Origin of the sequence: Mycobacterium sp. E3298 (genome assembly GCF_001666895.1) — a bacterium.
GTDB lineage: Bacteria > Actinomycetota > Actinomycetes > Mycobacteriales > Mycobacteriaceae > Mycobacterium.
In genome coordinates this window covers 1-9,852 of sequence record NZ_LZJB01000486.1, presented here as the reverse complement: position 1 = coordinate 9,852, position 9,852 = coordinate 1, and the positions used below count along the sequence as shown (strand labels likewise).

13 protein-coding genes and 1 pseudogene are annotated in these 9,852 nt (G+C 69.7%); 3 read left to right on the top strand and 11 right to left on the bottom strand.

Going from position 1 to position 9,852, the window contains the following annotated elements:
* Positions 1–538, top strand: a pseudogene (locus A9X05_RS31785) (sodium:proton antiporter); the annotation flags it as partial.
* A gap of 46 nt (positions 539–584) precedes the next feature.
* Here the strand turns inward: A9X05_RS31785 and A9X05_RS22260 are convergent.
* From A9X05_RS22260 to A9X05_RS22245, 4 genes are all read right to left on the bottom strand, one after another.
* The gene (locus A9X05_RS22260; protein ID WP_197499168.1) at positions 585–1,823 is read right to left on the bottom strand and encodes an amidohydrolase; all 1,239 of its coding nucleotides are present in this window, start codon (positions 1,821–1,823) and stop codon (positions 585–587) included.
* A 16-nt stretch (positions 1,824–1,839) separates the two neighbouring features.
* Entirely contained in the window at positions 1,840–2,565 is a 726-nt protein-coding gene (locus A9X05_RS22255; protein WP_156670024.1) for a trimeric intracellular cation channel family protein, read from the bottom strand.
* A gap of 123 nt (positions 2,566–2,688) precedes the next feature.
* A complete protein-coding gene (locus A9X05_RS22250) occupies positions 2,689–3,312 on the bottom strand; it encodes a PaaI family thioesterase (protein WP_067751720.1) in 624 nt (207 codons plus the stop codon).
* Positions 3,313–3,332: 20 nt separating this feature from the next.
* On the bottom strand, positions 3,333–4,259 hold the full coding sequence (locus A9X05_RS22245) for an aldo/keto reductase (RefSeq protein ID WP_156670023.1): 927 nt from the start codon (positions 4,257–4,259) through the stop codon (positions 3,333–3,335).
* 22 nt (positions 4,260–4,281) lie between these two features.
* Between A9X05_RS22245 and A9X05_RS22240 the strand changes: the two genes are divergently transcribed.
* Complete coding sequence (locus A9X05_RS22240) at positions 4,282–4,782, top strand: DUF1990 family protein (RefSeq protein ID WP_067751713.1); 501 nt, start codon at positions 4,282–4,284, stop codon at positions 4,780–4,782.
* 137 nt (positions 4,783–4,919) lie between these two features.
* On the opposite strand, the gene A9X05_RS22235 is transcribed toward A9X05_RS22240, so the two are convergent.
* The 6 genes from A9X05_RS22235 to A9X05_RS22210 form a co-directional block, all read right to left on the bottom strand.
* A complete protein-coding gene (locus A9X05_RS22235) occupies positions 4,920–5,861 on the bottom strand; it encodes a nitronate monooxygenase family protein (RefSeq protein WP_067751710.1) in 942 nt (313 codons plus the stop codon).
* A gap of 4 nt (positions 5,862–5,865) precedes the next feature.
* The gene (locus tag A9X05_RS22230; protein ID WP_067751707.1) at positions 5,866–6,210 is read right to left on the bottom strand and encodes a cupin domain-containing protein; all 345 of its coding nucleotides are present in this window, start codon (positions 6,208–6,210) and stop codon (positions 5,866–5,868) included.
* Positions 6,211–6,241: 31 nt separating this feature from the next.
* The gene (locus A9X05_RS22225; protein WP_067751704.1) at positions 6,242–6,667 is read right to left on the bottom strand and encodes a hypothetical protein; all 426 of its coding nucleotides are present in this window, start codon (positions 6,665–6,667) and stop codon (positions 6,242–6,244) included.
* On the bottom strand, positions 6,664–7,344 hold the full coding sequence (locus A9X05_RS22220) for a metalloregulator ArsR/SmtB family transcription factor (protein ID WP_067751701.1): 681 nt from the start codon (positions 7,342–7,344) through the stop codon (positions 6,664–6,666). Before A9X05_RS22220 ends, A9X05_RS22225 begins: the two co-directional genes overlap by 4 nt.
* A 7-nt stretch (positions 7,345–7,351) precedes the next feature.
* Positions 7,352–7,708, bottom strand: coding sequence for a ferredoxin (gene fdxA, locus A9X05_RS22215; protein WP_067751698.1), 357 nt, complete (start codon positions 7,706–7,708; stop codon positions 7,352–7,354).
* A 228-nt stretch (positions 7,709–7,936) separates the two neighbouring features.
* Positions 7,937–9,097, bottom strand: coding sequence for a site-2 protease family protein (locus A9X05_RS22210; RefSeq protein WP_067784101.1), 1,161 nt, complete (start codon positions 9,095–9,097; stop codon positions 7,937–7,939).
* Between the two features lie 237 nt (positions 9,098–9,334).
* Between A9X05_RS22210 and A9X05_RS22205 the strand changes: the two genes are divergently transcribed.
* Positions 9,335–9,574, top strand: a complete 240-nt coding sequence (locus tag A9X05_RS22205; protein ID WP_067751692.1) for a hypothetical protein — start codon at positions 9,335–9,337, stop codon at positions 9,572–9,574.
* A gap of 99 nt (positions 9,575–9,673) precedes the next feature.
* On the opposite strand, the gene A9X05_RS30065 is transcribed toward A9X05_RS22205, so the two are convergent.
* On the bottom strand, positions 9,674–9,852 hold a 179-nt coding region (locus A9X05_RS30065; protein ID WP_156736905.1), incomplete at its 5' end, for a WS/DGAT domain-containing protein.

The following is a 9,852-nucleotide window of genomic DNA, read 5'->3' as shown; positions in this document are numbered from 1 at the left end:
CGTCGTCAGCCTCGCCGCGATCTTCGCCGTGCCCTTCGCCACCGACAGCGGCGCACGGTTTCCCGTCCGGGATCTGTTGCTGTTCTGCACGTTGGTGGTCGTGCTGGTGACTCTGATCGGGCAGGGCAGCACTTTCGGGCCGGTCGTGCGTGCCCTCGGCGTTCACGCGAAGGCCGTGGACGAAGTGCGCCTGCGTAATCGGGCGCGCACGGCCGCCGTGCGCGCCGCCCTCGAGACCCTCGACGAGCTGGGTCACAAAAGCGAAGCGGACGCCAGGGCGATCGACGTTGTGCGAAGGCAGTTGCGCGCCCGGCTCGAGCGGTATCAACGTCGGCTCGATCTGCTGTCGGATTCCGACGACGTACCGAACTATCCCGAATACGAGGCGGCCGTCGCGATCCGGCGGGTGGCCATCGATGCCGAGCGCGACGAACTCGTGCGCTGGCGTGACGCGGGCATGCTGCCCGATCGGAGCCTTCGGGTGCTCGAACGCGAACTCGATCACGAAGAGGTGACGTTGCCGACCACCCGGCTCTGAGACCGGCGCGGCCGGTGAAGATCCCAATGCGGTTGCCGCCCAACGGTTATGACGGCGCAAGCCAAACCAGCGCGGCGACCGTCAGCGCCTGGGTCCCGGTGTCGAGGGTGGGCTGGATAACCGGCGCGAACGCGGGCGAATGGTTGACCGGGATGTCCTCGCTGGCGCGACCCGCGCTCACCGCCTGGTGATAGGTGTCGGGATCGGCGCCGCCGATACCCCAATAGCAGTAGGGCGTCCCCAGCGCCGTCGGAATGTCGCTGAAGTCCTCGCTCGCGGCCTGAAGCGGCAGCTCGCATGATCGCTCGCGGAAGAAATCGTCGAACGCGGCCCGCACCCGCTCGGTGACCGTGGAATCGTTGACCGTCGCCGGATAGTGATCGAAAAGCTCGAAGTCGGGATCCATCGGGGATCCGGACGCCTGGCATTCGGCGGTCACGATGCGCCGGATCGCATCCAGGACCCTGCCGCGGGTCTGCTCGCTGAAGGCGCGCAGGTTCAGCTCCAGCACGGCGTGGTCGCCGATGATGTTGCTCTTGGTTCCCGCCTCGATCCGGCCGATGGTCAGCACGGCCGAATCGGTCGGCGCGACCTCGCGGGAGACTACGGTCTGCAGCCGGATCACGATCATGGCGGCGAGCACCACCGGATCGACGGTGGCCTGGGGCATCGAGCCGTGGCCGCCGCGGCCATACACGGTGATCCGCATGCTGTCCGCGGTGGAGAGGACGGGCCCGGGTCGTGTGCCCACCCGACCGGCCGGAAAAGGCAGGACGTGCTGGGCGAGGGCGACGTCGACACGGCCGACCAGCGTTGCGAGATCGTCGTCGAGCATGGCGCGGGCGCCGTCACCGACCTCCTCGGCGGGCTGGAACAAGGCGATCACGGTGCCCTTCCACTCACCGCGGGCACCGGCCAGCAGCGCGGCCGCCCCGAGCAGGCAGGTCACGTGCACGTCGTGGCCGCAGGCGTGCATCACCGATACCCGGTTGCCGTCCGCATCGGTGGCGGTGGCGGTGCTGGCATACGGGAGGCCGGTGTCTTCCTTGACGGGCAGCGCATCCATGTCGGCCCGCAACAACACGGCCGGGCCGTCGCCATTGCGCAGAATCCCGACGACGCCGGTGCCGCCGATGCCGTCGTGCACGTCGTAGCCGAAGCCACCCAGCCGCCGGGCCACGGCCGCAGCGGTCTCGCGCTCCTGGTGTGACAGCTCCGGGTGTTGGTGCAGATTGCGGTAGAACTCCTCCTGCCAGGCACGGGCGTCACGCAGCCCCGCGAGCACCCGCGTGAACACCGAGTTAGCGGCTGTCCCCATCGTTGAGGCCCTCCTCCGTCTGGTGGTCCCGGGGCGCCGGCGGGCGGGAGCGCCGCCGCGAGAAAAGCGTCGGCGGCGACCAGGCACCCACGGCGGGCAACATCCAGCCACGCCACTGAGCAAGCCAGCACAGCACCGTCCCGGTCAGTGTGCCCACCAACAGCCCGGGGGTTGGGTGGTCGCGGTAGTTGAAGAGCACGAGCACGCCGCTCGCCGCGAGGGCGCAGGTGGCGTACAGGGTGTTTCCGCCGAAGATCCCCGGGACGCGACGCATCACGATGTCCCGCGTCGCTCCGCCGCCGACCGCGGAGATCGTGCCCAGCAGCAGCGCCGCCAGCCAGCCGAGCCCCACGGCCAGCGTCTTGTGCGCACCGGTTGCCGCCCAACATCCCAATGCCAGCGCGTCCACGATCGGCCATACCCAGTTCCACACCCGGCCCTCGACCCGGAAGGCGAACGCGAACGCCGCCCCGGCGAGGGCGGTCAGCAGATAGGCGTAGTCGGTGAGCGCGACCGGGGTGCCACGCTGCAGCAGAGTGTCGCGGAGCATGCCACCCCCCAGACCCGACAACACGGCGAGGGCCGCGAACCCGACGGGGTCCAGCTTCTCCTTCCGCGCGATCACGCCGGCCAGCAGGGCGTTGCCGAACACCCCGGTCAGGTCGACCGCACGGAACAGGTCCGCCATTGTCAGGCCGGCGGGCGTCACACCGAAACCCCTTTCCCCGGCCGGGCCGGGTATCCGCGCAGACCGGGCCGACGCACCTGGGCGCACGACCACCGGGTCTCACCGAAATTGCTGCGGTGCAACGGTGTTCGATGCAACATCGCGCTAGGGTTGGCCGGGTTTGAGCCGCACGAACAGGGCGTCGGCTTCGGTCAGCAGCGTGTCGCCGTCGGTCAGCCGGCCGGAGACGAAGATCTTGCGCCCGTCCACCCGGTCGACGCCGGCGTCAAACTGCAGCTCCTTTTCGATGGGCACGATGTTGCGGTAGTCGATCTTGAGGTAGGCCGTGCGCTGGCGCCGGCTCCCGGTGAGCAGAACCGCCGTCAGGCCGAGGACGGTGTCGAACAGCATGCCGAGCGAACCGCCGTGCACCGCGCCGTTGCGCCCCAGATGGAACCGGGCGAAACGCGCCCAGCCGTGCACGCGGCCGTCGTCACCCCTGCGGGCGGACATGGGAACCGTCAGGACGTTGCCGCGCATCGGCAGGTCCATGCGGCGGCCCGAGGGCGCCGCCCACTCGTCGGCGTCGTACGGGGCGAGCAACTCCGAGAGCTTCTCCAGCTGGTTCGCCGCCTCGGTGATCACCTGGTCGGGGGCGTCGACGGCGCGAGCGTGGTCCTGCAGCTTGCGCACGGCCTCGATGAACCGGCCGTAGTCGGGACCGCCCTTGGTCGTCGGTTCGGGCGGGTTGAACCCGCCGCCAGAGTGCCTGGCCTGTCCGCTACTCACCCGGACACCGTATCCGGTGGTCAGACGGTGTTCTGACCTCCCGCGGTCGACAGCGCCTCGAACTCGTCGTCGCTCAGCTCGATCTGGGCGGCGGCGACGTTCTCCTCCAGGTGCGCCACCTTGGACGTGCCTGGGATCGGCAGCATCACCGGCGACCGTTTCAGCAGCCAGGCCAGCGCCAGTTGGGACGCGCTCGCGTGGTGCTCGCCGGCGATGCGTTGCAGCGGGCCGTCGGGGGCGGCCAGCGGCCCGGCCGCCAGCGGGAACCACGGGATGAAGCCGATGCCCTGGCTGGTCGCGGCGTCCAGCAGCGGTTCGGCCCCGCGGGCGGACAGGTTGTACATGTTCTGCACCGAGACGATCTCGGTGATCCGCTGGGCCTCGGTGAGCTGATCGACGTTGACCTCGGACAGGCCGATGTGGCGGATCTTGCCCTCGTTCTTCAGCGCCAGCAGCTCGCCCACCTGGTCGGCCAGCGGAAAGTCACGGTCGATGCGGTGCAGCTGGAACAGGTCGATCGTGTCGACGCCCAGGCGGCGCAGGCTCATCTCGCATTCCTGGCGCAGATAGCTCGGGTTGCCCAGTGGGATCCAGACGTCGGGGCCGGTGCGCAGCAGACCCGCCTTGGTCGCGATGACCAAGCCGTCGTAGGGATGCAGCGCCTCGCGAATGATCTCCTCGGCGATGTACGGGCCATACGAGTCGGCGGTGTCGATGAAGTTCACGCCGAGTTCGACGGCGCGCCGCAGCACGCGGACCGCTTCGTCGCGGTCGGCGGGCGGGCCCCAGACGCCCTTGCCGGTCAGGCGCATGGCACCGAAGCCGAGCCGGTTGATGGTCAGGTCGCCGCCGAGTGTGAACGTTCCGGACGCTTGGCTTTTTGGTGCAACGGTTTCGGAGTTTTGTGCAGTCACTTTTACGACCGTACGCCGTAAATGTGGCCCCATCTCGGCGTGGCAAGCTGGACGGGTGGACTTGGGAGCGCTCGAGGAACTGCCGTTGACCTACCCCGAGGTGGGGGCGACCGCATCCGGCAATTTGCCCGCCGGATACGGCCACCTGCACACGGAGAAGCAGATCGGCACCGGGCAGCAGCGCTTCGAACGCGCCGCCGACGCCGTCATGCGCTGGGGCATGCAGCACGGCGCCGGCCTGCGGGTGCGGGCCAGCTCTGAGGTTGCCGAGGTCGGCACGGTCGTGGTGGTGCGCATGGGTTTTCTGCCCGCGCCATGCCGGGTGGTGTACGTCATCGACGAGCCCGACATCCGCGGATTCGCCTACGGCACACTGCCCGGACATCCGGAGTCAGGCGAGGAACGGTTCGTCGTCCGGCGGGACCCCGCGACCTCCGCGGTGTTCGCGGAGGTAACGGCGTTCTCGCGGCCGGCGACCTGGTGGAGCAAGGCCGCCAGGCCCGTGGTGTCGGTGGCTCAGCGCCTCATCGCCAAGCGCTATCTGCGTGGGGTCTGAGCCGGCAGCGCCGGCGTCCGCCGCCGAGTGTCACGCGAGCGTGTCTCCCGCCGCCGAGCGTCAGGCCAGCGTGGCTCCCGCCGTCGAGCCGGGGCTCCGCCCGCTTGCGGGGGACACGCCAGCGTCGCGGGTGGACGCTAGGAACCCCAGCGAGCCAGCAAACACTCTGCGCCCGAACACATTTCGTCGATCACCTCGGCCACCGACGCGTCGTCGCGGATCATCCCGACGCCCTGACCGGCGTCCACCGGGGCGACCCGGCGGTCGTCGGCGGCGATCGAGGCCTCGAGTTCGTCGCAGGCCTGCGGGTTGAGCGCGTCCTCCTTGCCGGTCCAGCGCTCGACGAAGTCGTTGGTCAACACCCGCGACGGGAACCGCGCGGGCCACGGCCGCGCCTGGGCGACGTCGAAGGCCCGGGTGACCGCGGTGTCGGTGGCCCGGGCCGCGATCAGCGCACGGCGGCTGCCGTCACCGGAGAGCGCCTCCGGACACGCGGCCAGGCGGGTGCCCACCCACGCCCCGCTCGCCCCGGCGGCCAGCACGGCGGCCAGGCTGCGCGCCGACGCCACGCCGCCCCCCGCGAGGACAGGCACCGAGACGGCGTCCAACACGGTGTCCAGCAACGGCAGCGTCGCCAGCGTCGTCTCACCGTGCCCGCCGCCCTCCGATCCGCGGGCCACCAGGATGTCGACGCCCGCGTCGGCCGCCTGGAGAGCGCCGAGGCCGTCGTAAACCTGTGTGGCGGTGGGGATTCCGGCGTCGTGCGCCTTCGCGACCCACGACCAGTCGGTCCCGAAACTGACCGACAGCAGGGCCGGACGCGCCGCCAGGGCATCCTCGAACAGGCCCGCCTCGGTACGCATCACCCAATCGACCAGGCCGATGCCGAACGTCCCACGCACGTGCTGCAGCTGGGTTTTCAGCAGTTCCCTCGTCGCCACGCTGCCCATGCCGACCATGCCCAGGCCGCCGGCCGCCGTGACCGCCGCGGCCAGCCGGCCCCCGGCGACCCCGCCCATCGGCGCGTTGACGATCGGTACCCGCAGCCCGAATTCCCTTGACCAGGGCGTCGAAAGCATGCGGCTAGTGAGCCGACGGCAGGGTCTTGAGCACCGTCAGCATGACCACCGAATCCTCGACCGCGCGCAGGGCGTGCCGCTCCGCCGGGATCGCGACGTAGTCGCCGGTTTTGCCTTCCCAAGCGTCATCACCGGCGGTCAGGCGCACGTGGCCCTGCAGCACCTGCAGCGTCGCCTCGCCGGGGCTGTCGTGTTCGGAAAGTTCATGCCCGCCAAGCAAAGCCAGCACAGTCTGCCGGAGCTCGTGGGTGTGGCCCCCATGGATGGTGTGGGCGGCCCGGCCGCTGTGGGTTTCCTTGGCCTCGGCCAGCTTTTCGGACGCGAGGCTGGTCAACGAAATCGATTCCATAGCTGAGTCCTTTGTGGTTGAGCGGACGCGATCACCCCGTCAGTAGCAGTATCCCCGCCGCGACAAGCGCGGCCACCTTGACCACCTCGAAGCCGACGTAGCCGTAGTGGGCCCGCGAGCGCGGCCCTTCGGACCCGGCGAGCACGCTGTCGGAGCGGCGCGTCAAACGGGGGCGCACGGCGATCAGCTGCAGGGCAAGCGCTCCCACCGCGACGAAAGCCGCCGCGGCGACACCCGCCGGCGTCGGGCCCGCGACCACGATCGCCGACAGCACAAGCGCGAAACAGACCTCGACGGTATTGAGGGCACGAAACACCAGCCGCCCGATGCCGAGCCCGACCTGCAACGTCACATTCGGTGCGCGGAACTTCAGCGGGGCCTCCAGGAACGAGATCGCCAGCACCATGCCGAGCCACACGAAGGTCACCGCGACGGCCACCGCGTGGCCGGTGCTCACTTGGCGGCCTTCTGCGGCTTCAGGTGCGCCAGGCAGAGATCGGGCTCGACGAACGCCTCGAGCCGGTCGACCGAGACGGGCGCACCCCAGGTCTCCATGGCGCCCTGCATGAGGCCGAGGTGCACCGGACAGACGACGGTCGTCCGGTTCTCGGCCAGTTCCAGGAACGGGCAGTGCCGCAGCCCGACCTGTTGCTCCCCGTCGGCCGCCCGGCGCTCGGGCGCGAAGCCGAGTTCGTCGAGCATGTTGACCAGGTGGTCGATCGCGTCGTCGGCGCTGGGGGGATTCATCGGAACCGACTGCAGGCTGGCATCGAGCTTTCTCCCCCAGGCCCGCCCCGCGGCCACCGCCTTGGCGCCGGCGTCGGGCTCACCGGCGAACGCCGTGGCAAGCACCTCGGCGAGCAGGCGATAGTGCCGCGTCCCGCCGCGGTCCATCTGGCGGACCGCACGGAACATCAACGGTGGGCGGCCCGGCCCCTTGCGGTCCAGCTCGACGTGCTCGACCTGCCCGTCGCCGACCAGGCTGTCCAGGTGGAATCGGACGGTATTGGGGTGCACGCCCAGCACGTCGGCGATAGCGGCGATGCTCATGGGGTCGGGCGACGTCCGCAGCACCCGCAGCACCTCGCGGCGGCGGCTGGCGGACTCCCCGACCGACGTGCGCGGCACATTCACGGGTCCCTCACGCTCCTTCCGCTTGGTCGGCCCTCGGGTGAGCGGCCACCAAAGGCGTGTCTACACCGAGCGGACCCAACTTGGCCGCCCCACCCGGTGACCCGAGGGGGGCGTCTCGCCCCGGCAGCGTTTCGGTGAAGAACGCTTCATTGTCGGCCAGGTGCGGTTTGAGCTCGCCAGGCAGGTCGTCTTCGTAGTAAATGGCGTCCACGGGGCACACCGGCTCGCACGCTCCGCAATCCACGCATTCGTCGGGATGAATGTAGAGCGCCCGGCCACCTTCGTAGATACAGTCAACGGGGCACTCGTCCACACAGGCGCGGTCCAACACATCGATGCACGGGTTTCCGATCACGTACGTCATGCCCGACAGTTTACACAATAGTACTTGTAAAAACGAGGCAATTGGGAGCACCGGCCGGGGTTCATTTGGAAGACCCTGTGCGACAGGCTTTCTGATGGTCAAGCCGCCGACCGTCGCTCGGCTTCCCGCGGCGGACCGCGGCGGCGACCCGGTGGCGCGCATCTGGCCGCGGGCCCGGCCCGGCGAAGGCCACCGGCGCCCATAAACCCCGATGTCGAGCGCCTTCGTTTAAATGCTCTGAGCCGAAGCGGGTTTCGCGCCTTCCAGGTGGGCGAGCCGGTAGACCTCGATGAGCCGGGCCACATCGGTCGGTGTCACGATGCCGACGACCTGGCCGGCGTCGAAAACCAGGGCGCGGCTGCGCGGGCCGGCGGGGGCCATCCGCTCCAGCAGGGTGGTCAGCGGCTCCTGCGGTGCGCCGGAGGGCACCTCCTGCAGCGGCTGCGCGATCTCCGCCACGGTGGCGGTGGCGCGCCGCTCGGGTGCGACATCACGCAACTGCCGCAAGGTGATCAGACCCGAAATGGTCCCGCTCTGGTCGACGACGGGGTACGCGGAGTGCCGGTCGCCGAGCACATAGCGCTGGACGAAATCGTCGACGGTGATCCACCCGGGAGCGGTGTGCGGGCGGGCGGTCATCGCGTCGGCGACGCGCACTCCGGCAAACATCTGCTGGGTCGCAATCCGCGTCTCCTCTTCGCGGCTGGCGGCGAAGATGAACCAGCCGATGAACGCGAGCCAGACCCCACCCACCACACCGCCGAGCAGAAATTCGGCCAGCCCCAGCCCGATCAGGATGAAGGCGACCACCCGCCCGGCGTGGGCGGCGCCGATGCTTGCGCGGACGCTGTCGCCGTGGCGGCGCCAGAGGACGGCCCGCAAAACCCGGCCACCGTCCAACGGTGCGCCGGGCAGCAGATTGAACAGGCCCAGCAGCAGGTTGATGCCGGCCAACCAGGAGGCGACGCCGACCGCGATCGGCGCGGCGCCCACCTCCGGCAGGACAGCGACCAGGCCGCCGAAGACGGCGGCCAGCGCGAGGCTGGTGGCCGGCCCGGCGATCGCGATCCGGAACGCCGCCGTCGGCGTCTTCGCCTCACCGCCAAGGGTGGTGACTCCGCCGAACAGCCAGAGCGTCACGCTGCCCACGGGGACCCCCGCGCGGCGGGCGACGACGGCATGCGCGAGCTCGTGCGCCACCAGCGACGCCAACAGCACCAGCGCGCCGCACGCCCCGGCGACCCAGTAGGCGACGGGCGAATACCCTTTGACGCTGCCGGGCAGCATGCTGGCCAGGCTCCAGGTGAACAACCACAGGATCACCAGCACGCTCCAGTGGACCTTCACCGGGAAGCCGGCGATCCGCCCGATTGGGATCGCGTCGCGCACCTCGAACCTCCAAAGTCGTTGAGGGAAGCGGCCCGACTGCCGCCTCGTGTCCGAAAGTAGTGCGACGCGACTGTTACCACTAGGGCCGTTGGACCCCGGCGAACGCCGATCAAGCCGCCGGACGGCGGGGGCGGTGATGACTTTGGGCCCGATCCGCAATCTCCGCGTGACGGACTACCGGCGCCGTGTCACGTAATTTGGCATGCGGTTCCGGCTGAACAAAGGAGCATCGCGGGTATGGGTGGTATCCCACCGTTGTTGTTGACGGACTCTGACGTGGACGCCCTGGCTTGCGAGTTCCTTCAGTCGCGGTATCTCGGCCCGATCTACGCCGACTGGTCCCCCGATCGACGCCTCGACACGTTCCTGCGCCGCCGCGGCCTGTCTCGCGTAGCCGATGACGGCGACCTGTCCAACACCGTCTTGGAGCGCATCCTGGGCCAGGTCGGTCGGGCCCCCCGGCTGGCGCGCCATTAAACTTGCGGCGCAAGCAAATCGGGACGATTCGGACCACATCGACGCTCCGCCGATTCCCGCCACGACGGTCACACCGTTGCTCCCGCTCACGCCCCGCGGTCAGCCCACAGCGAGAGCGTCCTCCAGCTCGGCCAGGCACTCCTCGGTCAGCGGGATGAAGTTCTCGATGTCGGGTACCACGTCACGACCCGCGGCGTAGCCGAATCCGACCCGGTCGGCGTACAAGCACGTCGTGATGTTGAGTGCGTGACCGTCGTAGACCGTCGACACCGGATACA

Bases quoted from the DNA above. Each gene is read 5' to 3' on its own strand.
- A9X05_RS22245 (WP_156670023.1), bottom strand. From the start codon at position 4,259: ATGGGGCCACATTTACGGCGTACGGTCGTAAAAGTGACTGCACAAAAC.
- A9X05_RS22235 (WP_067751710.1), bottom strand. From the start codon at position 5,861: ATGCTTTCGACGCCCTGGTCAAGGGAATTCGGGCTGCGGGTACCGATC.
- fdxA (WP_067751698.1), bottom strand. From the start codon at position 7,708: ATGACGTACGTGATCGGAAACCCGTGCATCGATGTGTTGGACCGCGCC.
- A9X05_RS22205 (WP_067751692.1), top strand. From the start codon at position 9,335: ATGGGTGGTATCCCACCGTTGTTGTTGACGGACTCTGACGTGGACGCC.
- A9X05_RS22230 (WP_067751707.1), bottom strand. From the start codon at position 6,210: ATGGAATCGATTTCGTTGACCAGCCTCGCGTCCGAAAAGCTGGCCGAG.